The sequence below is a fragment of the Rhodococcus sp. P-2 genome, from assembly GCF_016598535.1.
In the GTDB taxonomy this organism is placed as follows: Bacteria; Actinomycetota; Actinomycetes; order Mycobacteriales; family Mycobacteriaceae; genus Rhodococcus_F; species Rhodococcus_F baikonurensis.
Genome location: NZ_CP066779.1, coordinates 5,751,641 through 5,774,471 on the forward strand (window position 1 = coordinate 5,751,641; position 22,831 = coordinate 5,774,471).

A 22,831-nucleotide genomic window follows, 5' to 3' on the forward strand; every position below is an offset into this window, starting at 1 on the left:
GGCCACATCGGCCGACCTGTATGAACCGTAAGACTGTGTTCCGTAACGTGCTACTCGTAGCCGTCGTGCTGTTGGTGATCTATGCCTTCAGCTACTTCAGCAACGACACCCGCGACTTCAAGACCGTCGACACCTCGGTCGCGATCTCCCAACTCGACGCCAAGAACGTTGCGTCGGCGCAGATCGACGACCGTGAGCAGCAGGTTCGTCTGTGGCTCAAGAACGGCAACGACGCCACCGACGGTAAGACGCAGATCCTGGCGAAGTACCCCGCGAGTGCGTCGGAGCAGATCTTCGACAAGGTCGAAGGCGCCGGAGCGGACAAGTTCAACACGACGGTCACTCAGGAGAGTTGGCTGACGTCGATCCTTCTGTTCGTGCTGCCGATGATCATTCTGTTCGGCATCTTCTTCTTCGTCATGAACCGGATGCAGGGCGGCGGTGGTCGCGGCGGAGTCATGGGATTCGGTAAGTCGAAGGCCAAGCAGCTCACCAAGGACATGCCGAAAACCACGTTCGCCGACGTCGCCGGTGCGGACGAGGCTGTCGAAGAGCTGTACGAGATCAAGGACTTCCTGCAGAACCCGGCTCGCTACCAGGCGCTCGGCGCCAAGATTCCGCGCGGTGTGCTGCTGTACGGCCCTCCCGGAACCGGTAAGACGCTGCTCGCTCGCGCTGTCGCAGGCGAAGCCGGCGTCCCGTTCTTCACCATCTCCGGTTCTGACTTCGTCGAGATGTTCGTCGGTGTCGGTGCTTCGCGCGTTCGCGACATGTTCGAGCAGGCCAAGCAGAACAGCCCCTGCATCATCTTCGTCGACGAGATCGACGCCGTCGGTCGTCAGCGCGGAGCAGGCCTGGGCGGCGGACACGACGAGCGTGAGCAGACACTCAACCAGTTGCTCGTCGAGATGGACGGCTTCGGTGATCGCACCGGCATCATCTTGATCGCCGCAACCAACCGCCCCGACATCCTGGATCCCGCACTGCTGCGTCCGGGCCGCTTCGATCGCCAGATTCCGGTCGGGGCCCCCGACCTCGCCGGTCGCCGCGCGATCTTGCGCGTGCACTCGCAGGGCAAGCCGATCGATCCCAACGCCGACCTCGAAGGTCTCGCCAAGCGGACCGTCGGCATGTCGGGTGCCGACCTTGCGAACGTCATCAACGAGGCTGCGCTGCTCACCGCACGCGAAAACGGGACCGTCATCACCGAAGCTTCGCTCGAGGAATCGGTGGACCGTGTTGTCGGTGGACCGCGGCGTAAGAGTCGCATCATCAGCGAGCACGAGAAGAAGATCACGGCGTACCACGAGGGCGGTCACACGCTGGCTGCTTGGGCGATGCCTGACATCGAGCCGGTCTACAAGGTCACGATCCTCGCTCGCGGTCGCACCGGCGGTCACGCGATGACGGTGCCCGAGGACGACAAGGGTTTGATGACGCGTTCGGAGATGATCGCTCGTCTCGTCATGGCAATGGGTGGACGCGCCGCCGAGGAGCTCGTGTTCCACGAGCCCACCACCGGAGCGTCGTCCGATATCGACATGGCGACCAAGATCGCCCGCGCAATGGTCACCGAATACGGCATGAGCGCCAAGCTCGGCGCAGTTCGCTACGGACAGGAGGGCGGGGATCCGTTCCTCGGCCGTTCGATGGGCGTTCAGTCCGACTACTCCCACGAGATCGCCCGCGAAATCGACGAGGAGGTGCGCAACCTCATTGAGGCAGCGCACACCGAAGCGTGGGCCATCCTCAACGAGTACCGCGATGCGCTCGACCTCATCGCGACCGAACTGCTCGAGCGTGAGACGTTGACTCGCAAGGACCTCGAGAAGATCCTTGCCGGCGTCGAAAAGCGTCCGCGCATCACGGCTTTCAACGATTTCGGTGGGCGTACGCCTTCGGATCGTCCGCCGGTGAAGACTCCGCGCGAACTCGCAATCGAGCGCGGCGAGACGTGGCCGGAGCCCGCTGCCGCACCTGTTCTCGTCAAGGCAGGCGCACCCAACAGCGGTGCCCCCAACGGTGGTGTCCCCAACAACGGCAACCAGGGACCTTCCAACGGCTACGCACAGCCTTCGTACCCACAGCCGAGTGCTCCGCAGCAGACGCCGCAACCGGGAACACCGGACTACGGAGCGCCCGCCGGATGGTCGGCACCGGGTTGGCCTCCGCGTGAGAATCCGTCTCCGACGTACCCCGGACAGCAGTCGGGTGGATACACCGGTGGACAGAATCCGACCCCGCCGAACCAGTCGCAGGGCCAGTGCGGACAGCCCCAACACGGTCAGCCCCAGCCCGATCAGGGGCAGTACGGTCAGCCGCATCCGGGCCAGCAGGCGTACCCGGAGCAGCCGCATCCCGGCCGCCGTTACCCCGCGCAGCCCGATTACCCGGTGCAGTACCCGGACGGTGGACCCTTCGCCGATCCGAATCGGGGAAACCCGTCCGGCGAAAACCAGTGGCAGAGCCCCACGCCGGAACAACCGCAGACTCCGCCGCCGCATCATTCGGCTGAGGACGACGGCCCGAGCACCGCTCGCTGGGACGGACCGGACGGATCTCGCTGACCCTGCGCCACTAGGCTCTGCGGCGGGGGACCTGTGAACAATTCTCGAGGAGAGTTCGGTTGTCGGTGAATGATGTGGCCAGTGAACTGGTGTCGCTCGGAACGGGCCGCCCGTTCGATCAGGCGCGGGCAGAGGCTGCCGTACGGGAATTGTTGATCGCGGTCGGTGAAGATCCGGAGCGTCCAGGCCTGCTCGATACGCCGGCCCGGGTTGCGCGCTCGTACAAGGAGATCTTCGCGGGTCTGTACTCCGAGCCCGACGACGCGTTGAACACAACTTTCGACGAGGGCCACCAGGAATTGGTGCTCGTGCGAGACATTCCGATGTTCTCGACGTGCGAGCACCACCTGGTGTCCTTCCACGGCGTCGCCCACGTTGGCTACATCCCCGGAAAGTCGGGCAAGGTCACCGGTTTGTCGAAGCTCGCGCGTGTCGTCGATCTGTACGCCAAGCGTCCGCAGGTTCAAGAACGCCTGACCAGTCAGATCGCGGATGCTTTGATGCGCAAGCTCGACCCCCGTGGAGCCATCGTCGTCATCGAAGCCGAGCATCTCTGCATGGCGATGCGCGGTATCCGCAAGCCCGGAGCCAGCACGACCACGTCTGCGGTTCGTGGGCTCCTGCAATCCAGCGCGGCCTCACGGTCCGAAGCGCTGGACCTCATCCTGCGTAAGTGAGCGAGATGTCCGCGGCTCCCGTTGCAGGCAGCGATCCGGCCCGGATGGTCGTGATGGGGATTCTGAACGTCACCGCCGATTCGTTTTCCGACGGTGGTCAATTTCTCGATCGTGACGCGGCGATCGCTCGCGGGCTCGAACTGCAACGCATAGGCGTCGACATCGTCGACGTCGGCGGCGAGTCGACGCGCCCGGGAGCCACCCGCGTCGATCCGAAACTCGAGGCTGATCGTATTGCCCCGGTGATCGAAGAACTCGTGGCAGCAGGAATCCGCGTCAGTGTCGACACGATGCGCGCTTCCGTCGCCGCCGCCGCGATCGAAGCGGGTGCAGGGATCGTCAACGACGTATCGGGTGGTCGCGCAGACCCCGACATGGCATCCGTTGTGGCCGACGCCGGAGTGCCCTGGATTCTCATGCATTGGCGCTCGGCCGGTGACTACGTCCATCGTGGCAGCGCCGATCAGTACGACCACGTGGTCCGTGACGTCCGTGACGAACTGCTGTCGCAGGTCGATCTGGCGTTGAAGGCCGGTGTCGATTCGTCGTCGATCATCCTCGACCCCGGCCTCGGGTTCGCGAAGAACGCCGACCACAACTGGGCACTGTTGCGAGCACTACCCGAGTTCAACGCGACCGGATTCCCGGTGCTCGTCGGAGCCTCCCGCAAGCGTTTCCTCGGGTCTCTGCTCAGCGATCCCGACGGCAATCCCCGTCCGCCCGGTGGGCGCGAGACTGCGACGGCCGTGGTCTCCGCGCTTGCGGCGCGTGAGGGTGCCTGGGGAGTTCGGGTGCACGACGCACAAGCCTCGCTCGACGCCATTGCCGTGGTCGACGCCTGGAACCGTGGACGAGAAAGGGCCTGACATGGGGGACCGAATCGAATTGCGCGGACTGAAGGTTCGCGGCAACCACGGAGTGTTCGACCACGAGAAGCGTGACGGTCAGGACTTCTTCATCGACATCACCGTGTGGATGGACCTGGCTCCAGCCGCAGCGTCGGACGACCTGACTCAGACTCTGCACTACGGCGAGTTGGCGGAGGCCGCCGCAGCCATCGTCGCCGGCCCGTCGCGCGATCTCATCGAGACCGTCGCTGCGGAGATCGCGGACGACGTCATGAAGGATTCGCGGGTCGAGAGCGTCGAGGTCGTGGTCCACAAACCTTCGGCACCGATTCCGCTGGTTTTTGCGGACGTTGCCGTCGTCGCACATCGGACCCGATCGGCATGACGCGCGCTGTTCTGTCGATCGGTTCCAACATCGGCGACAGCGTGGCTCACCTGCAGTCCGTTGTCGACGGGTTGGGCAGCGCCGTCGTTGCTGTCTCACCGGTCTACTCGACCGCGCCGTGGGGTGGCGTCGAGCAGCAGGATTTCTACAACGCGGTGGTGGTGGTCGACGATCCCGAAGCCGATGCCGCTGAATGGCTTCGCCGCTCGCAAGCTCTCGAGGAAGCCGCAGACCGGGTGCGCGAACAGCGGTGGGGGCCACGGAGCCTGGACGTGGACGTAGTCGACTGCGAAGGCGTCGTCAGTTCCGATCCCGTGCTCACACTTCCGCATCCGCGCGCGCATCTTCGGGCATTCGTTCTCGTTCCCTGGCTGGACGTCGAGCCTGACGCGACGCTGATCGTCGACGGCCAGAAGTTGCCGGTGGCACAAATTCTCGACGGCCTCGATCGCACTGAGCGCGAAGGTGTCCGCACTACCGATGTGGTGCTTGCGCGGTGACCGAAAACGACAAGGGTTTGAAGCCGACCCGGATCAGTGAACTCGTGGTACTCGCTGCAGTGGCGGCCGTGGCCACCTGGATTCTGATTCGCGTGTTCTACGGTTCGATGCCGCCCATCCCTGTTTATGCAGGAGCGTCGCTGTACTTCGTGGCTGTTGCCGAGGCCGTCTTCGCTTTTGTCATTCGTTCGCGCGTCAAGAATCGTCAGGTCGGTGACGGGCTCAGACAGCTTCATCCGATCACCGCCGCCCGCGCACTGGCATTGGCAAAAGCATCCGCTTTGGTCGGTTCAGCTACCGTCGGTGTCTGGGTCGGAGTGTTGGTGTATCTCATCCCACAGCGCTCGGTTCTGCAGGCCGCGGCCTCCGACACGCCGGGCGCGTGGGTGGGGTTGGGCGCCGCAATTGCGCTGGTAGCGGCAGCTCTGTGGCTCGAACATTGTTGCAAGACGCCGGAAGATACACCTGACGAGCCCGCGCACTGACAGCCTGGTCGGCAAATCACCCACCGAGGTACGTGGCGACCCCGGTCTCGGCAAGTACCCTGGCAACCATGACAAATTCTGGTCGATCGAAGTCTGCGCGCCGAAGCAAGCGCAGCGCGAGCCAGATGATCATTGCTGCTCTTCTGGCACTTGCTGTCATTGCCTCGCTGTTTCTGATCTTCAGCAACAGCGTTCAGCTTCTTCGGGTGGGTCTGGTCGTCGCTCTGTGGGCAGCCACCCTCGGCGCTATCGCCATGACCAAGTATCGGCGTGAGTCGGCACTGGACAAAGCCAAGGTTGCCGATCTCCAGACCGTCTACGAACTGCAGCTCGAACGTGAAATTTCTGCTCGACGCGAGTACGAGCTGAGCGTCGAAGGTCGCGTGCGACGTGAGGTGACCGCGGACGCGGAGGAACTGGCCGGGCTGCGCGCCGAACTGGTGGCGCTGCGCCGAAACCTCGAAGCACTGTTCGAAGGTGGACTGCTGCCCGAACAGACCGCGCTCAAGACCGATTCGACGCGAGTGCCGGAACTCGGAGGTAGTTCGTACGGCGCGTACCAGCCGGCACCGTCGGGGTTGTACGTTCCCGGTGCCGGCCAGAGCGGACCCAGCCAACCGACACCGAACGTCGGCGGCTTGGCATCGCCCAACGACGATCCGGTGACCGCTGAGACAACCGTCGTGTTCGCGGAGACGTCGTGGCGTGACAGCAGCTTCGTGGCGCCTCGCGTCATTCCGACGCAGAAGTCGCAAGAAACGCAGAAGCCCCAGAGCGGGAACCAAGCACCGAGTTCTCCGGTGAGTTCCTCGCCGACACGAACGGTGAAAGACGTTCCGGTGAAGAAGGATCCGGAGCCGGTCGCGCCGGTCGAGCCTGAAGTCAAGGCTCCCACCCAGGCCCCGAAGATCGAAGTCGCCGTCATCGAAGACGCTGTCGTCGAAGAGGTGCCCGAGGTTGTCCCCGAAGTTGTCGCGGAAGCTGAACCCGACCCCGCTGCGGAGCCTGATGCCGAGCCGCGCCGTCGTCGCCGTGCTGCCCCGGAGGATGCCGCCAGCGGTGCTCATTCCAACGGATTGACCGTCGCCGAAATCATGGCAAACCTGAGTTCGAACAATCCGTCCGAAGGCTCCGGTCGACGTCGTCGCCGAGAGGACTGAGTCGCAGATCACTCGCCCGGCCATGGCATGACGGTTCGGGCGAAGGATATCCTCGGACGCAGAACGTCTGGTACCCGCCGAGCGGGACTGGAACGAACGAGAGGAATCCGGTGACTTCCTTCGGGATCACTAATGGACCTGCACCTGCGCGATTGACGGTAGGAATTGTCTCCGCAGGCCGGGTCGGAACAGCTGTCGGTGCCGCATTGGAGCGAGCCGGTCATGTTGTCAGCGCTTGCTCCGCCGTCTCCAGCGCCTCGGTCGCCCGCGCTGTGAAGCGGCTTCCCGATACCGAAATACTTCCGGCTGCCGACGTCGCAACTCGCTCCGAACTGCTGATTCTCGCCGTTCCTGACGACCAACTTGCGGATCTTGTTCGAGGTCTCGCGGCCACCCAGGCCGTCAAGCCGGGCACGCTCGTCGCCCATACGTCCGGTGCCAACGGCATCGCGATCCTGGCCCCGCTGACCGAACTGGGCGCGCTGCCCTTGGCCATCCATCCGGCGATGACGTTCACCGGTCACGACGAGGACACTGCGCGTCTGTCGTCGGCATGCTTCGGAATCACTGCTGCCGACGACATCGGATACGCGATCGCGCAGTCACTGGTTCTCGAGATCGGCGGCGAGCCCGTCCGAGTACGCGAGGAGAACCGCGCGCTCTACCACGCGGCACTGGCGCACGGCAGTAATCACCTGGTCACGCTCGTAGTCGACGCCGTCGAGGCGCTGCGAGCGTCGTTGCAGGGTGACGAGCTGCTCGGTCAGCAGTTGGTCGACGGAGATCCGGGTGGGGTGGCCGAGCGTGTCCTGCAGCCGCTGCTGTCGGCGGCCTTGGACAACGCGCTACGACGCGGTCCCTCGGCGTTGACCGGCCCGGTGGCACGCGGTGACGCTGCTGCCGTCGACACACATTTGCGCGTACTGACAGACCTGGATCCGGAGCTCGCTGCCGGCTATCGAGCGATGTCCTTGCGATCGGCCCAGCGGGTGGGCGCCCCCACCGAATTGTTCGACATCTTGACTGAAACGGGAGGTGACCGTCGTGAGTGATCTGCAGGGCGGATACAAGCGCGGCGAACTGACGGTGCACCACGATCCGGACAAGCTTCGGCGCGTCTCGCGGGCACTGCGCGGTGTCGGGCGTCAGGTGGCGCTCGTTCCGACGATGGGTGCGCTGCACGCCGGCCACATCGAACTGGTTCGTCAGGCCAAGGTCACCGGCGCGGTCGTGATCGTTTCCATCTTCGTGAACCCGCTGCAGTTCGGTGCCGGCGAAGACTTGGACGCGTACCCACGCACTCTCGATGCGGATCTCGACCTGCTTCGCGCCGAGGGCGTCGAATTGGTGTTCGCGCCGAGCGTCAAGACGATGTACCCGCGTGGTCAGCGCACCACCATCGTGCCCGGGCCGTTGGGCAGCGAACTCGAAGGCGGCGCACGCCCGACGCACTTCGCAGGAATGTTGACCGTTGTGGCGAAGCTGCTGCAGATCGCGGCACCCAATCACGCGTACTTCGGTGAGAAGGATTACCAGCAGCTGACGCTCATTCGTCAGATGGTGTGGGATCTCAACTTCGATGTACAGATCATCGGAGTTCCGACGGTCCGCGAGTTCGACGGCCTCGCGTTGTCCTCTCGCAACCGCTACCTCGACGAGAGCCAGCGCACCGCAGCGGTCGCGCTGTCTGCAGCTCTGATCGCCGGTGCGCACGCGGCGGCCGGGGGCGCGGAAGCAATTCTGGAAACCGCACGCGCTGTTCTGGCAGCTGTTCCGGAAATCGAGGTCGACTACCTCGAGGTGCGGGGCGTAGATCTGGGCCCCGCGCCCGAGCGAGGCGACGGCCGGCTGTTGGTGGCCGCCAAGCTCGGAACCACCCGTTTGATCGACAACGTCGGTGTCGCGGTGGGAACCGGGTTCCTCGAGCGTGACACCGACCCATCCGCCGACGCCATCGACGACCTGCTGTCTCACTGAGCACTTTTCACGAGTAAGGACCTGGATATGTTTCGCACGATGATGAAGTCGAAGATCCACCGCGCCACAGTGACTCACGCCGACCTGCATTACGTCGGTTCCGTCACCGTCGATCAGGATCTGATGGACGCCGCAGATCTCCTCGAAGGCGAACAGGTGTGCATCGTCGACATCGACAACGGTGCGCGTCTCGAGACGTACGTCATCGCCGGCGAGCGCGGAACTGGTGTCATCGGAATCAACGGTGCGGCAGCGCATCTGGTCAAGCCGGGTGACCTGGTCATCCTCATCGCCTACGGCGTGATGAACGAGCAGGAAGTCAAGGAGTACTCCCCGCGCGTCGTGTTCGTCGATGCCGACAACAAGCAGATCGAACTCGGCTCCGACCCGGCTCACGCGCCGGAGGGTTCGGGTCTGATCACCCCGCGCATGCTGTCGACACTCGAGGCCTCGCGCGAATCCAGCCTGGTGTAATCCATGCTGCTCACGGTCGACGTGCGGAACACCAATATCGTTCTGGGATTGTTCTCCGGGACTGGTGAGTATTCGAAGCTGTTGCAGGACTGGCGAATGCGAACCGACCCTCGGATGACTGCCGACGAGTTGGCGTTGACCTTCCGTGGGCTGTTGGGTACTCATGTCGATCAGATCACCGGCGTTGCGGCGCTGTCGACAGTGCCGTCCGTCTTGCGTGAAATCCGCGTGATGCTGGAGCGGTACTGGGGTCACGTTCCCCACGTGGTGGTCGAACCGGGTATTCGCACCGGTGTGCCACTGCTGGTGGACAACCCCAAAGAGGTGGGAGCCGACCGGATCGTCAACAGTCTTGCCGCTCACCATCTTTACGAGGGTCCGTGCATTGTCGTGGACTTCGGTACGTCGACCTGTGTCGACGTCGTTTCCGCCAAGGGTGAGTTTCTGGGCGGCTGCATCGCGCCCGGACTCGAGATCTCGACCGATGCCTTGGCGTCGCAGTCCGCTGCGCTGCGCAAGGTCGAATTGGTGCGCCCGCGTTCGGTGGTCGGCAAGAACACCGTCGAATGCATGCAGTCCGGTGCGGTATTCGGCTTTGCCGGCCTCGTAGACGGACTGGTCAACCGCGTACGCGACGAACTGCCGGAGTTCGGTGGTGACGACGTCTCCGTGATCGCAACCGGGGACAGCGCACCGCTGATCATTCCCGAATCCGACACTATCGATCACCTCGAACGGGACCTCACTCTCGAGGGGTTGAGGTTGGTCTTCGAGCGCAATCAGGCGCGTCGTGGATCCGGTCGACGACCCGTCGCCTGATCGATGGTTTTGCTCCAGCAGTTTCGCGATTGCGAAAGTTGTGCCACAATGGTGCTCGTGAATCGCTGCATGGGTGCTCAGGAGTGTTGTCGAGGCTGACCGCTGCCTTGACCAATTCACATTCCTTGGAGCTAGCTCGTGCTATCCACATATTCTGCAGATCTCTCTGTTTTGGCCCCGACTCTTACTGCTGACCTCGCTGTTTCCGCAGGTCGTAGCTCTAATCGTGGGGCGTCTGGCCGCCGTCCGAGTGGTGCGTCGTTGCCCACCCGCCTTCGCCCGGCCGATTTGCTGCGACTGACCGACGAGGGAGCGAACGGCGTGCTCGACGGCCGTTTCGACCACCTCATTCCCGACGCCTTCCCGACGCTCGATCGTTGGTCCACTCGCCTGCATGCGGACGACGACGTCGATGTGTGGCTCATCAGCTGGGTACCCGAACGCAACACCGAATTGCACGACCACGCAGGTTCGTTCGGCGCATTGACCGTCCTCAGTGGTTCTCTCACCGAATTCCGTTGGGCCGGTGACGCCCTGGTGGAACGCCAGCTCGACGCCGGCGATCAGGCTTCGTTCCCGCTCGGCTGGGTTCACGATGTCGTGCGTTCGACGGATGTTCCTGGTGATCCGATCGAAATCAGCTCTGATGCACCGACTCTGAGTGTTCACGCTTACTCGCCGCCGCTGACGGCAATGTCCTTCTACGAAGTGACGGATCACCGGACTCTTCGTCGCACCCGTACCGAGCTGACCGACCTGCCCGAGGGGGGCACCAAATGACCATCGACCAAATGCTCGACGACGCTCGCGCACAGATCGATCGCATGTACGTTTTCCAGCTCACCGAAGCCTTTCACCGCGGAGCAATCTTCGTCGACATTCGTCCGCAGGCGCAGCGCGCCATCGAGGGAACTCTCCCCGGCGCACTCGCGATCGAGCGGAACGTGCTCGAGTGGCGCCTCGACCCCACCAGCAGCGCGCACCTCGCGCTGGCCACCGACCACGACGTCGAGTGGGTCATCGTCTGCTCCGAGGGCTTCACCTCGAGCCTGGCCGCAGCGTCGTTGCAGCAGCTCGGCCTGCACAAGGCCACCGATCTGGTGGGCGGATACCAGGCGATCAAGGCTGCAGGTTTGCTCGGTGCGCTCAGCGGAGTGCGTCATTGCTCCCGCGAGTTGGCGGCCGTTTCCGCTCACTGACCCGTTTGCTGTGCGCCTTTATTAACCGCGGGCGGTTAATAAAGGCGCACAGCAGGTCTGGCGATAGATCTTCGGACTCACTCCGTGATGGCGGGTGAAGGCCGTCGTGAGGGCGAAGGGGCTCGAGTAACCGACTTCTCGGGCGATCGACGACACCGTTCGTGCCGGGTCTGCGAGCAGATCCGCGGCCACGGACATACGCCATTCAGTCAGATAACCAACCGGCCCGATGCCCATGAGGTTGGTGAACCGGCGAGCGAAAGCTGCTCGCGAACTGCCGGCTTCCTGAGCCAAACTCGCGACCGTCCAGGGATGTTCGGGCCGATTGTGTATGAGCCGCAAGGCATGCCCGATGACGCGATCTTCGTATGCCTTGATCCATCGCGGTGATCGATCCGGATTCTCGGCGAACCACGTACGGACCGCCGAGATCAGGACCAGGTCCAGGAGTCGGTCCAACAAGACTTCCTGCCCTGGCCCATCGGAGGCGATCTGTTGTTCCAGAAGCGTTGTCATCGGCGCATTTTCGATGCTGCCTCGGACCACCGCGACGGGTGTCAGGCTGTCGAGGATCTGGCGGCTGACGTAGGAGTCCAAACGATATGTGCCCGTGAGCATGACGGTTTCGCCGCTCGTCGAGTTGCCCCACGTGCGAACCCCGAGCACTGACATGTCCTCGAGTGGTGAGCCGTCGACCGCGGCGCAGTTCTGCGCTTCGTCGATGAGTACGTGAACCGGGGTGCCGGGCTGATCGGCGACTGTATACGGATCGGGGCCGCGCAGAAGTGCCACGTCGCCGGCCTCGAGATTCTCGGTCTGGCCGGTGTCGGAGACGACGACTGCGGTGCCGCGAACCAGAACCAGCACGGTGACGGGTGCGTGGTCCTCGATACGCAACGACCACGGTGGATCGAGCAACGAGCGCAGCAGAAAAGCGCCCTCCGCCCGCGATCCGGCCAGCATCATCGACAATGCATCCATGATTCGACGGTAGACGCTGGCAAATGTTTTTGCGACGTTCGACTATGGAGCGTATCGCCGTCGCGCGGTCGAATGAAGACATGACTACAAGAGGTGACATTCAATCGGCAGTAGTGATCGGTGGTACCGGCAAGACCGGTGCGCGCGTGGCTCACAGGCTCACCGCGGCGGGCGTGCGGACCCGAATCGCGTCGAGAACCTCCGGGACGCTTTTCGAGTGGAACGATCAAACGACGTGGCAGCCCGCTGTGTCCGGTGTCGACGCGGCATACGTGGCGTATGCGCCGGATCTTGCGGTGCCGGAATCGAGCACGCACATCGAGGAGTTGGCGAATCTCGCGTATCGCGAAGGCGTCAGGCGAATGGTGCTCCTGTCCGGTCGGGGTGAACCGGCAGCGCAGAAGGCCGAGCGGGTGCTGGCCGACAGTGGCCTGGAATGGGCTGTGGTGCGGGCCAGTTGGTTTGCCCAGAATTTCAGTGAAGGGTATCTGCTCGACCCGATTCGAGAAGGCCACCTGGCACTTCCGACAGGTGGGGTGGGGGAGCCGTTCATCGACGTCGACGATCTCGCTGACGTGGCGGTGGCCGCGTTGACTCGAACCGAACTCCTCGGCCGAGTCCTCGAGGTGACAGGTCCGGAGTTACTCACTTTCGCGGAGGCCGTTGAGGCGATTTCGACGGCGTCGGGTCGCGCGGTGGAGTTCGAAAGAATTGGACTGCAACAATTTTCCGACAGCATGACGGAAGTCGGCATCCCGAGCGACGTCGTGGAGTTGCTCACGTACCTGTTCGCCGAGGTTCTCGACGGACGGAATCAAAGCGTGACCGGAGTGGTCGAAGAGGTCCTGGACAGGCCCGCTCGAGATTTCACCACTTTTGCCGCCGAGGTCGCTCGAACGGGGGTTTGGTCATGAAGAAGTCCGAGGTCTTTCTGGAGTTGCTGGTCGGCGTGACTGCGCTCGGCGCGCTCGTCGACGGTGGTGCGTTGTTTGCTTTCTCTTCCTTTGTGATGCCCGCCCTGCGATCGGTGGACACTCATACCGCGATCACGTCGATGCAGGCGATCAACGTCGAAGCACCACGCAGTGCCTTGATGCTGCCGCTCATCGGATCCGCGCTGACTGCACTGTCCGCTGGAATCTGGGCATCGATCTCCAGGCCGAACGGTTGGATGCTCGCGGTCGTCGGTTGCGTCGGCGTCCTCGTTTCCTTCGTGGTGACCGCGATTTACCACGTCCCGCGTAACGACGCTTTTGCCTCGGTGAGCGCTACCGACGCAGCCGCATGGGCGTCGTACGAGGCGGGGTGGACGATGTGGAATCACGTCAGGGTTGCGCTGTACCTCCTGTCGGGAATCGTGCTCGCGGTGGCCGCGGTGCTACCAGCAACAAACGCGGTGGACACGGCCCAGTAGTCTTGTACCCCGTGAGTGATGTAGAAGCCCAGCCAGTCGACGACACCCCCGAGCAGCTCCGTATCCGGCGCGAAAAGCGTGAACGGATCCTCGCGCAGGGGCAGGAGGCGTACCCGGTTTCGGTCGATCGCACCCACACGCTTGCGCAGATCCGCGCGGAGTATCCGGAACTCGAGCCGGACACGGCGACTGGTGTGCTGGTCGGCATCGTCGGCCGCGTCATCTTCATGCGCAACACCGGCAAGCTGTGCTTCGCGACTCTGCAAGAGGGCGACGGCACCCAGCTGCAGGCCATGATCAGCCTCGCCGGTGTCGGCGAAGAGGCACTGGCTGCCTGGAAGTCCGACGTCGACCTCGGTGACTTCGTCTTCATCCACGGCGAGGTCATCAGCTCCCGTCGCGGCGAGCTCAGCGTGATGGCCGACGCCTGGCAGATCGCATCCAAGTCGCTGCGCCCCCTGCCGGTTGCGCACAAGGAAATGAGCGAAGAGTCCCGGGTGCGTCAGCGCTACGCGGATCTGATCGTTCGCCCCGAGGCTCGTGACAACGCCCGCAAGCGCGTCGCTGTCGTCCGCGCGCTGCGCAATGCGCTCGAGAGCCGCGGCTTCCTCGAGGTCGAGACGCCGATGCTGCAGACGCTGCACGGCGGCGCGGCAGCTCGCCCGTTCGTCACGCACTCGAACGCCCTCGACATCGACCTGTACCTGCGTATCGCGCCGGAACTGTTTCTCAAGCGTTGCGTTGTCGGCGGCATCGAGAAGGTCTTCGAGATCAACCGCAACTTCCGCAACGAGGGCGTCGACTCCACCCACTCTCCCGAGTTCGCGATGCTCGAGACGTACGAGGCCTACGGCACGTACGACGATTCCGCGAAGATGATTCGTGAACTCGTCCAGGAAGTTGCGCAGGAAGCGTTCGGAACGCAGGTCCTCACCCTCGCCGACGGTACCGAGTACGACGTCAGCGGCGAGTGGCAGGTTCTCGAGATGTACCCGTCGTTGTCGGCGGCCATCGGCACCGAGGTCACCCCGGATACGACGGTCGACGAGCTTCTTGCTTTGGCGGAGAAGGTCGGCCTCGAGATTCCCAAGGACAAGGGTTACGGCCACGGCAAGCTCGTCGAGGAACTGTGGGAGCACCAGTGCGGCGATCAGCTGTACGTGCCGACGTTCGTCCGCGACTTCCCGGTCGAGACGTCGCCCCTGACCCGAGATCACCGCAGCAAGAAGGGTGTCACCGAGAAGTGGGACCTGTACATCCGCGGATTCGAGTTGGCGACCGGCTACTCCGAACTTGTCGACCCGGTGATCCAGCGTGAGCGTTTTGTCGACCAGGCGCGCCTCGCGTCGGCCGGCGACGACGAAGCGATGGTGCTGGACGAGGAGTTCCTCGCCGCGATGGAACAGGGCATGCCGCCGACCACCGGCACCGGCATGGGAATCGATCGACTGCTGATGGCTTTGACGGGTCTCGGTATTCGCGAGACGATCCTCTTCCCGATCGTCCGTCCGTCCGTTCGCTAGATTCACTTCGATCAGGGTTCGGCCGCACACGTTGCGGCCGAACCTTTTTCAGTTGGGGCGCTCCCGAGGGATTCGATTTGTTCCCGACGATATTCGCCCGCCGCCGCTCTGAGCGGTGACGGAGTTCTGCCGTAGCTTCGGGCCCTGCGCGTTCAGCGCATCGTAGTTCCCGATTCGAAAGTGGGACTCGGAAGAGGTGTTTTCTCGCGCCGTCTTCTGTCATGATCCCCCGCTGCATGCATTCCCCAATGCGTCGCAAGGAGCGTATCGGCACTGTCCTTGTCGCAAGACAAGTCGACTGGCATACCCGGCGGCGATCAGTCCCAATCATCCGGACGAGCCAAGACAGGACGTTTGTCCAGGTGCTATTGTCGCTGCTTATCGAAGGATCTGGGGAGGAATGGTCGTGGTGAAAAAGGTTGTCGTCACGATGGTTGACGATCTGGACAAGAAATCGCCCGCTGACGAAACTGTCGAGTTTTCCGTCGACGGAGTTGCGTACGAAATCGATCTCACCGCCGCCCACGCCGCGGAACTGCGCGATGCACTGAAAAAGTGGATTCCCCATGCGAGAAAGTCGAATTCCGCAAAATCGGCCAACGGATCGGTGGCCAAGTCTCGCCCAGTTGCCGACCGCGATCAGAGTGCCGCCATCCGCGAATGGGCCAAGGGTGCCGGCTTCGAGATTTCGGCCCGCGGTCGTATTTCGACCGAGGTGCGCCGAGCCTACGAAAAGGCCGTCTGAAATGGATCGCGAATGGATTCGGGCGCATTTTGCCGAAACGGATTGATAACGCGTTCTAGTTTGTTAGCGTCTGCACGGTTCGCATCTCTCGTAGAGGAGTCGGTCGTGCGCAGAATCAGGTTGTTCGGGGGAGCGGTCCTTGCCGCGGTGATGCTCATCGGGTTCAGTTCCGTGGCGTCGGCTCAGGCTCCGTTGCCCGTGCCCAATGCATTCCTCGCAGGAGTTCCTCAGGAGTTGGGAAATCCTGGCGGTTCAGCTCCCGGATCCAATGACTTTTCGTGTAAACCGACTGCCGAACATCCCAATCCGGTTGTGCTCGTTCACGGAACGGGTGGAAACAGGCAGACCAACTGGGCCACCTATGCGCCGTTGCTCGCCAACGAGGGCTACTGCGTCTTCGCGCTGACGTACGGCAACTTCCCCGAGCAGCCATGGCCGTTGTCGGCCATCGGTGGAATGCAGGAAATTCCCTCCAGCGCAGCACAATTGTCGAAATTCGTCGATCAAGTACTGGGCGCCACGGGCGCAACGTCGGTAGATCTGATCGGACATTCGCAGGGCACCATAATCAACGGGTACTACGCGAAGTTCCTCGGCGGTGCCGGCAAAGTGGACAACATCGTCTCGGTGGCGTCGCTGTGGAAGGGAACGCTCGGAAACGAGCAGGTAAGTATCGGCCGCAGCCTTCGCGAACTCGGAGTATCCGAGGCAGCGCAGGCCGGATTCCCGATCTGCAAGGCGTGTCTGAACATGGGGGCCGGTTCGGAGTTCATCGAAAATCTCCGTGCGGGAGGCGTTTACGCGCCGGGCGTTCACTACACGAACATCACGACGCGCTACGACGAACTGGTGCTGCCGTACACAAACGGACTGGAGCCCGGGCCCAACGCCACCAACATCGTCGTCCAGGACGGTTGTGAGCAAGACATCTCCGATCACCTCGCCATCGCGGCATCGCTGCGCGCTGCGACTTTTGCTCTCAATGCACTCGACCCCGCGCACCAGCGGCCGGTACCGTGCAACTCGGTATTGCCCGTCGTGGGTTGAGCAACATGTGGAGGCCTTCGGTGGGGATTCGAACATGCGTGGGCGCTCTCGCTCTGGCCGGAGCCGTAGCTGCGACCGCCACACCGCTTGCGTCGGCGAACGAACCTCTTCCCGTTCCGTTCGGTTTCTTCAGTGGAATCGCCCTCGAAGCGACCAACCCGGGTGGATCGGTCCCCGGCACCAACGACTTCTCGTGCAGGCCTTCCGCTGCTCATCCTGATCCCGTCGTTCTGGTGCACGGGACGGCGGCCAACCGTCAGACAAATTGGGGCGTACTCGCACCCGTGCTGGCCAACGAGGGGTACTGCGTTTTCGCGCTCACCTTCGGGAATCGAACGGACCAGCCGTGGCCGATTTCCGCAGCCGGCGGCCTCGCACCACTCGGAGACAGCGCAGGGCAGCTGTCGGAGTTCGTCGACCAAGTCCTTACCGCGACCGGTAGCTCGAAGGTGGACCTGATCGGACACTCCCAAGGGACGACGGTCAGTGCGTACTACGCCAAGTTCCTCGGCGGCGACGCGAAGGTTTCCAAGATCGTCTCCATCGCTCCGTTGTGGGACGGCTCGGAGGTCGGCCCACCGGAAGGCGTCGGCGGACCGGATTTCGACAACGCCACCTTCGTGACCGAACTGCGCGACGCGGGCGTCTACTCCGATGACGTCGAGTACACCAACATCGTGACCCGTTTCGATCAAGTAGTCGTTCCGTACAGCAGCGGAATACTGGCCGCGTCGAATGCGTCGAACATAGTTGTTCAGGACGGCTGCGAACAGGACCTGTCGGATCACATCGCGTTGGTGGCGTCGGCGCGAACGGCGACTCTGACGCTCAACGCGCTGGATCCGTCGAATCCGCGTGAGGTGCCGTGCACTCGGGTACTCCCGATATTCGGCTGATCAGGCGTCGAAAATCGCTGTTCGCTTCAGGCGTACAGGAACCGGGAAACGATTCCCTCAGCTGCGACGTTGTGAACGGTAAGCAGTCCGGCTTCCGCCGCCAATCGGGTGGAGGAGCAGCAGGTGGACTTCGCGCCCTCTAGAGTAATAAGTGGGGTCGTGCAACCTTTGTCGATTCGTGGACGTCAGTCCGCTGACCGGCGAGGCGATCAGTCTGTAGTGCCGGAGCGAAACGCGGCGACCAGGGACGAGACATCCGGTCTCGAACCTGCCCGCCGGAGAGTGTGAGGGAGAGCGATGTTCGAGAGGTTCACCGATCGCGCGCGGCGCGTTGTTGTCCTGGCTCAAGAAGAAGCCAGGATGCTCAACCACAACTACATCGGCACGGAGCACATCCTTCTCGGCCTCATTCACGAGGGCGAAGGTGTTGCAGCCAAGTCGTTGGAGTCGTTGGGTATCTCCCTCGAGGGAGTCCGCAGCCAGGTCGAGGAGATCATCGGCCAGGGCCAGCAGGCTCCGTCCGGTCACATCCCCTTCACACCGCGCGCCAAGAAAGTCCTCGAGCTGAGTCTGCGCGAAGCGCTGCAGCTCGGACACAACTACATCGGTACGGAGCACATCCTGCTCGGTCTCATCCGTGAGGGTGAGGGCGTGGCAGCCCAGGTTCTGGTCAAGCTCGGTGCCGATCTCAACCGCGTCCGCCAGCAGGTCATCCAGCTGCTGTCGGGCTACCAGGGCAAGGAGCCCACCGAAACCGGTGGCACCCGCGGAGAGGCCGGCACGCCGTCCACCTCGCTCGTGCTCGACCAGTTCGGCCGCAACCTGACGCAAGCTGCCCTCGAAGGCAAGCTGGACCCGGTCATCGGCCGCTCGAAGGAAATCGAGCGCGTCATGCAGGTTCTCTCGCGTCGTACCAAGAACAACCCGGTTCTCATCGGTGAACCCGGTGTCGGTAAGACCGCTGTGGTCGAGGGCTTGGCTCAGGCAATCGTCAACGGCGAGGTTCCCGAGACCCTCAAGGACAAGCAGCTGTACACGCTCGACCTCGGGTCGCTCGTGGCCGGCAGCCGTTACCGCGGTGACTTCGAAGAGCGCCTGAAGAAGGTTCTCAAGGAGATCAACACCCGCGGCGACATCATCCTGTTCATCGACGAGCTGCACACCCTCGTGGGTGCGGGCGCGGCCGAGGGCGCTATCGACGCGGCCTCCATCCTCAAGCCCAAGCTCGCCCGTGGTGAGCTGCAGACCATCGGTGCCACCACTCTCGACGAGTACCGCAAGTACATCGAGAAGGATGCCGCTCTCGAGCGTCGTTTCCAGCCCGTCCAGGTGGGCGAGCCGACCGTCGAGCACACCATCGAGATCCTCAAGGGTCTTCGTGACCGCTACGAGGCTCACCACCGTGTGTCCATCACGGACGGTGCTCTGGTGGCAGCGGCGACGCTGGCCGACCGCTACATCAACGACCGCTTCTTGCCGGACAAGGCGATCGACCTCATCGACGAGGCGGGCGCGCGAATGCGCATCCGTCGGATGACTGCACCGCCGGACCTGCGCGAATTCGACGATCGCATCGCCGACGCGCGTCGCGAGAAGGAGTCCGCGATCGACGCGCAGGACTTCGAGAAGGCCGCGAACCTGCGTGACAAGGAGAAGACCCTCGTTGCTCAGCGCGCTGAGCGTGAGAAGCAGTGGCGTGCGGGAGACCTGGACGTCATCGCCGAGGTCGACGACGAGCAGATCGCCGAGGTTCTGGGCAACTGGACCGGCATCCCCGTCTTCAAGCTCACCGAGGAGGAGACCACTCGACTGCTCCGCATGGAAGAGGAACTGCACAAGCGGATCATCGGCCAGGAAGAGGCAGTCAAGTCCGTCTCGAAGGCGATCCGTCGTACGCGTGCAGGTCTGAAGGATCCCAAGCGTCCCTCGGGCTCGTTCATCTTCGCCGGCCCGTCCGGTGTCGGTAAGACCGAGCTCGCGAAGTCGCTCGCCAACTTCCTGTTCGGTGACGACGACGCTCTGATCCAGATCGACATGGGCGAGTTCCACGACCGCTTCACCGCTTCGCGTCTGTTCGGTGCCCCTCCCGGGTACGTCGGATACGAAGAGGGCGGCCAGCTCACCGAGAAGGTGCGCCGCAAGCCGTTCAGCGTTGTGCTGTTCGACGAGATCGAGAAGGCACACCAGGAGATCTACAACACCCTCCTGCAGGTGCTCGAGGACGGCCGTCTCACCGACGGTCAGGGACGTACCGTCGACTTCAAGAACACGGTGCTGATCTTCACGTCCAACCTCGGTACGTCGGACATCTCCAAGGCAGTCGGCCTGGGCTTCAGCTCGGGAACGGGCACGGAGTCGAACTACGAGCGCATGAAGCTCAAGGTTCACGACGAGCTGAAGAAGCACTTCCGTCCCGAGTTCTTGAACCGTATCGACGACATCGTCGTCTTCCATCAGCTCACGAACGAGCAGATCGTTCAGATGGTCGACCTGATGCTCGCTCGCGTCGAGGCGGCACTCAAGAACAAGGACATGGCCATGGAGGTCACCGACAAGGCCAAGTCGCTTCTGGCCAAGCGCGGATTCGATCCGGTACTGGGTGCACGACCGCTGCGTCGCACCATCCAGCGCGAGATCGAGGACCAGATGTCCGAGAAGATCCTCTTCGGAGAGATCGGACCGGGTCACATCGTGCTCGTCGACGTCGAGAACTGGGACGGCGAAGGCTCGGGCGAGGACGCGAAGTTCACGTTCACGCCTACCAAGAAGCCGATCGACGTGCCGGACGCACCGCCGATCGAGCTGACCAAGGCCGGCGAAAGCGAAAGCGCAGCAGAGTAGTACAGCAGAGCAAGTAACGAAACGGGCGGCACCTCACCGGTGCCGCCCGTTTCGTGTATCACGGGAGAGGGCGTACACATGAACGACATCGAACTGGGTCACCTGCGTCGTTGCGTCGAATTGGCAACGGAAGCATTGGATGCCGGCGACGAACCTTTCGGTTCCGTCCTGGCAGCGGCCGACGGAACCTTTCTGGCGGAGGATCGAAACAGAATCGCGGGCGGCGACAACACTCGTCACCCCGAATTCGAGCTGGCGCGGTGGGCGGCTCAGTACCTGACGCCGGAAGAGCGTTCGACGGCAACGGTATTCACCTCGGGTGAGCACTGCGCGATGTGTTCGGCAGCGCACGCGTGGGTGGGACTGGGACGGATCGTCTACATCTGCTCTTCGGCCCAACTCGGCGACTGGCTCGCGGAGTGGGGTGTGGCTCCGGCGCCGGTGAAGTCTCTGTCCGTCAACGAGGTTGCGCCGAACATCCCGGTCGAAGGTCCGGTTCCGGAGTTGGTTCCACAGGTACGAGAACTGCATCGGAAGTTGCATTCGCAGAGCACGTGAAGGACGCACACGAACGGGCGGCACATCGCTGGAGGTGCCGCCCGTTTCATGTCGAGTCAGGAAACGGCGTCGACTGCTCGAACCTTCTCTCGCAGTTCACCCTTGACGACCTTGCCGCTTGCGTTGCGTGGGAGCGCTTCCACGACGACGATGTCCTTCGGGTGCTTGTAGCGCGCGAGACGATCGTTGAGGAAGACGCTCAGCTCTTCGATGGTCAGGTCAACGGCTGAACCCGGCGCCATTGCGACGATCGCGACCGGCACCTCACCCCACTTGGCGTCGGGGCGACCGACGACGGCCGCTTCGACGATCAATTCGTGTTCGTAGAGAACGTTTTCCACCTCGGCGCAGTAGATGTTCTCGCCGCCGGAGATGATCATGTCCTTCTTGCGGTCGACGACGTAGACGAAGCCTTCGTCGTCGACTCGAACGAGATCGCCGGAGTGGAACCATCCACCGTGGAAGGCGTCTGCGGTGGCGGTGGGGTTGTTCCAGTACTCGCTCATCATCGTGGGTCCGCGGTAGACGATTTCCCCGATTTCACCGGGTGCCACGTCGTCCATGTTCTCGTCGACCACCCTGGCGGAGATGGTCGGAATGACCCGACCGACCGATCCGAGCTTACGGATTGCGTCTTCGCCGTCGAGAACGCAAGTGATGGGCGACATTTCGGTCTGACCGAAGACCGCGACATTGAATGCGTCGGGGAAGGTTTCGGCCATTGCCCGCAGGATCGTATCGGACGACGGCGCGGCACCCCACGAGATGTTCTTCAGCGACAGTGCTCGAGGTTGTGCCTTCTGAACTGCGCACACGGCCTGCCATTGCACAGGCACGAGGAACAGACTGGTGACCTTCTCGGCTTCGAGAATGTCGAGTAGTTGGCCCGGGTCGAATGCGCCGACCGGGTGGATCACCGTGGTCGTGCCGAGTTGCAGGCTCGGTGCGATGGAGCCGAGGGCTGCGATGTGGAACATGGGCGACGCGCAGAAACCGATGGAATCGGCGTTGAACAGGTGGAAGGCTCGGATACAGGTCAATGCTTGCGACGACAGGTTCGAGTGGGAGAGTACCGAACCTTTGGGGCGACCGGTGGTTCCCGAGGTGTACATGATCAGAGCAGGAGTGTCGTCCGGGATGTCGACGAACGCGTGCTGCTCACCCTCTTCGCTGATCAGGTCCTCGTAATTCAGGCTGTTACCCTCGGCGGCGGCGCCCACGGTGATGGAAATGTCGATCCCCTCGGATGCGGCGCGAGCCGCGCTGGCCAGCGGAGCCAAGGGGCCTTCGGCGACAATGACTTTGGAGCCGGAGTCGTTGACGAGATAAGCGACCTCGGGTGGCGTCAGACGGAAGTTCACCGGAACAGCGATTGCGCCCAGCGCGTTGGTCGCGAGCACGACCTCGAGGTATTCCGGGCGGTTGAGCATCAGGATGAGCACGCGGTCGCCGAAGCTGACACCGCGTCGAGCAAGGGCGTCTGCCAGCTTCTCGACGCGCGTGTCGAGAGTGCTCCAGGTGATGGAATTGCCCAAAAATCGCAGCGCGGTGCGATCGGGAATCATCTGCGCATGCCTGGCGATCTGATTGTTCCAGTTGGTGCGGCGTGAACGCTGCGCCTCGGAGACTGCATCGGTGGAGGCCATCGATGGGTTCCTCTCATGCGTGGGTGATTGTGTGACTCAGGCTACAGTGAGCCGTCGATGTGCACAGGGGTTTTGTTAACGAAAATTCG

At 63.1% G+C, this 22,831-nt stretch carries 23 protein-coding genes; 21 read left to right on the top strand and 2 right to left on the bottom strand.

Going from position 1 to position 22,831, the window contains the following annotated elements; all coding sequences use genetic code 11:
- Nucleotides 1–20 precede the first annotated feature (20 nt).
- From ftsH to I7X09_RS26845, 13 genes are all read left to right on the top strand, one after another.
- The gene (ftsH, locus tag I7X09_RS26785; protein WP_200314529.1) at nt 21–2,567 is read left to right on the top strand and encodes an ATP-dependent zinc metalloprotease FtsH; all 2,547 of its coding nucleotides are present in this window, start codon (nt 21–23) and stop codon (nt 2,565–2,567) included.
- Nucleotides 2,568–2,626: 59 nt separating this feature from the next.
- Nucleotides 2,627–3,244 carry a GTP cyclohydrolase I FolE gene (gene folE / locus I7X09_RS26790; protein ID WP_019746783.1) on the top strand — a complete coding sequence of 206 codons (618 nt, stop codon included), beginning with the start codon at nt 2,627–2,629 and terminating at the stop codon, nt 3,242–3,244.
- A 5-nt stretch (nt 3,245–3,249) separates the two neighbouring features.
- Nucleotides 3,250–4,110, top strand: a complete 861-nt coding sequence (gene folP / locus I7X09_RS26795) for a dihydropteroate synthase (protein ID WP_041815553.1) — start codon at nt 3,250–3,252, stop codon at nt 4,108–4,110.
- Nucleotide 4,111: 1 nt separating this feature from the next.
- Nucleotides 4,112–4,477, top strand: a complete 366-nt coding sequence (gene folB / locus I7X09_RS26800) for a dihydroneopterin aldolase (protein ID WP_003945780.1) — start codon at nt 4,112–4,114, stop codon at nt 4,475–4,477.
- Nucleotides 4,474–4,977, top strand: coding sequence for a 2-amino-4-hydroxy-6-hydroxymethyldihydropteridine diphosphokinase (gene folK / locus I7X09_RS26805; RefSeq protein ID WP_003945848.1), 504 nt, complete (start codon nt 4,474–4,476; stop codon nt 4,975–4,977). Before folB ends, folK begins: the two co-directional genes overlap by 4 nt.
- Nucleotides 4,978–4,994: 17 nt before the next feature.
- A complete protein-coding gene (locus I7X09_RS26810) occupies nt 4,995–5,462 on the top strand; it encodes a DUF3180 domain-containing protein (protein WP_193783879.1) in 468 nt (155 codons plus the stop codon).
- Nucleotides 5,463–5,530: 68 nt separating this feature from the next.
- Nucleotides 5,531–6,622, top strand: a complete 1,092-nt coding sequence (locus tag I7X09_RS26815) for a DUF6779 domain-containing protein (protein WP_200314530.1) — start codon at nt 5,531–5,533, stop codon at nt 6,620–6,622.
- A 110-nt stretch (nt 6,623–6,732) separates the two neighbouring features.
- Nucleotides 6,733–7,674 carry a Rossmann-like and DUF2520 domain-containing protein gene (locus I7X09_RS26820; protein WP_200314532.1) on the top strand — a complete coding sequence of 314 codons (942 nt, stop codon included), beginning with the start codon at nt 6,733–6,735 and terminating at the stop codon, nt 7,672–7,674.
- On the top strand, nt 7,667–8,599 hold the full coding sequence (gene panC / locus I7X09_RS26825; protein ID WP_185564832.1) for a pantoate--beta-alanine ligase: 933 nt from the start codon (nt 7,667–7,669) through the stop codon (nt 8,597–8,599). Before I7X09_RS26820 ends, panC begins: the two co-directional genes overlap by 8 nt.
- A gap of 27 nt (nt 8,600–8,626) precedes the next feature.
- Nucleotides 8,627–9,073, top strand: a complete 447-nt coding sequence (gene panD / locus I7X09_RS26830; RefSeq protein WP_003945761.1) for an aspartate 1-decarboxylase — start codon at nt 8,627–8,629, stop codon at nt 9,071–9,073.
- A gap of 3 nt (nt 9,074–9,076) precedes the next feature.
- Nucleotides 9,077–9,892: a type III pantothenate kinase gene (locus I7X09_RS26835; RefSeq protein WP_095970833.1), complete on the top strand. Its 816-nt coding sequence runs from the start codon at nt 9,077–9,079 to the stop codon at nt 9,890–9,892.
- A 261-nt stretch (nt 9,893–10,153) separates the two neighbouring features.
- A complete protein-coding gene (locus I7X09_RS26840) occupies nt 10,154–10,672 on the top strand; it encodes a cysteine dioxygenase (protein WP_200314533.1) in 519 nt (172 codons plus the stop codon).
- Nucleotides 10,669–11,091 (top strand): rhodanese-like domain-containing protein, encoded by a 423-nt coding sequence (locus I7X09_RS26845; RefSeq protein ID WP_200314535.1) that lies wholly within the window; start codon nt 10,669–10,671, stop codon nt 11,089–11,091. Before I7X09_RS26840 ends, I7X09_RS26845 begins: the two co-directional genes overlap by 4 nt.
- Nucleotides 11,092–11,112: 21 nt before the next feature.
- Here the strand turns inward: I7X09_RS26845 and I7X09_RS26850 are convergent, their stop codons facing one another.
- Nucleotides 11,113–12,072 (bottom strand): AraC family transcriptional regulator, encoded by a 960-nt coding sequence (locus tag I7X09_RS26850; RefSeq protein WP_200314536.1) that lies wholly within the window; start codon nt 12,070–12,072, stop codon nt 11,113–11,115.
- Nucleotides 12,073–12,152: 80 nt separating this feature from the next.
- Between I7X09_RS26850 and I7X09_RS26855 the strand changes: the two genes are divergently transcribed.
- From I7X09_RS26855 to I7X09_RS26890, 8 genes are all read left to right on the top strand, one after another.
- The gene (locus I7X09_RS26855; protein WP_200314538.1) at nt 12,153–12,986 is read left to right on the top strand and encodes an NmrA family NAD(P)-binding protein; all 834 of its coding nucleotides are present in this window, start codon (nt 12,153–12,155) and stop codon (nt 12,984–12,986) included.
- Nucleotides 12,983–13,486 (top strand): anthrone oxygenase family protein, encoded by a 504-nt coding sequence (locus I7X09_RS26860; protein ID WP_200314539.1) that lies wholly within the window; start codon nt 12,983–12,985, stop codon nt 13,484–13,486. Before I7X09_RS26855 ends, I7X09_RS26860 begins: the two co-directional genes overlap by 4 nt.
- Before the next feature lie 11 nt (nt 13,487–13,497).
- A complete protein-coding gene (gene lysS, locus I7X09_RS26865) occupies nt 13,498–15,009 on the top strand; it encodes a lysine--tRNA ligase (RefSeq protein WP_200314541.1) in 1,512 nt (503 codons plus the stop codon).
- 406 nt (nt 15,010–15,415) lie between these two features.
- On the top strand, nt 15,416–15,754 hold the full coding sequence (locus I7X09_RS26870) for a histone-like nucleoid-structuring protein Lsr2 (protein WP_042923743.1): 339 nt from the start codon (nt 15,416–15,418) through the stop codon (nt 15,752–15,754).
- Nucleotides 15,755–15,904: 150 nt separating this feature from the next.
- Nucleotides 15,905–16,801 (top strand): esterase/lipase family protein, encoded by an 897-nt coding sequence (locus tag I7X09_RS26875; RefSeq protein ID WP_200318102.1) that lies wholly within the window; start codon nt 15,905–15,907, stop codon nt 16,799–16,801.
- A gap of 5 nt (nt 16,802–16,806) precedes the next feature.
- The gene (locus I7X09_RS26880) at nt 16,807–17,697 is read left to right on the top strand and encodes an esterase/lipase family protein (protein ID WP_442800606.1); all 891 of its coding nucleotides are present in this window, start codon (nt 16,807–16,809) and stop codon (nt 17,695–17,697) included.
- A gap of 297 nt (nt 17,698–17,994) precedes the next feature.
- Nucleotides 17,995–20,538 carry an ATP-dependent Clp protease ATP-binding subunit gene (locus tag I7X09_RS26885; RefSeq protein WP_003945604.1) on the top strand — a complete coding sequence of 848 codons (2,544 nt, stop codon included), beginning with the start codon at nt 17,995–17,997 and terminating at the stop codon, nt 20,536–20,538.
- A gap of 78 nt (nt 20,539–20,616) precedes the next feature.
- Nucleotides 20,617–21,096: a nucleoside deaminase gene (locus I7X09_RS26890; RefSeq protein WP_124568958.1), complete on the top strand. Its 480-nt coding sequence runs from the start codon at nt 20,617–20,619 to the stop codon at nt 21,094–21,096.
- Between the two features lie 56 nt (nt 21,097–21,152).
- On the opposite strand, the gene fadD5 is transcribed toward I7X09_RS26890, so the two are convergent.
- Entirely contained in the window at nt 21,153–22,742 is a 1,590-nt protein-coding gene (gene fadD5 / locus I7X09_RS26895; RefSeq protein WP_200314542.1) for a fatty-acid--CoA ligase FadD5, read from the bottom strand.
- Nucleotides 22,743–22,831: the final 89 nt, after the last annotated feature.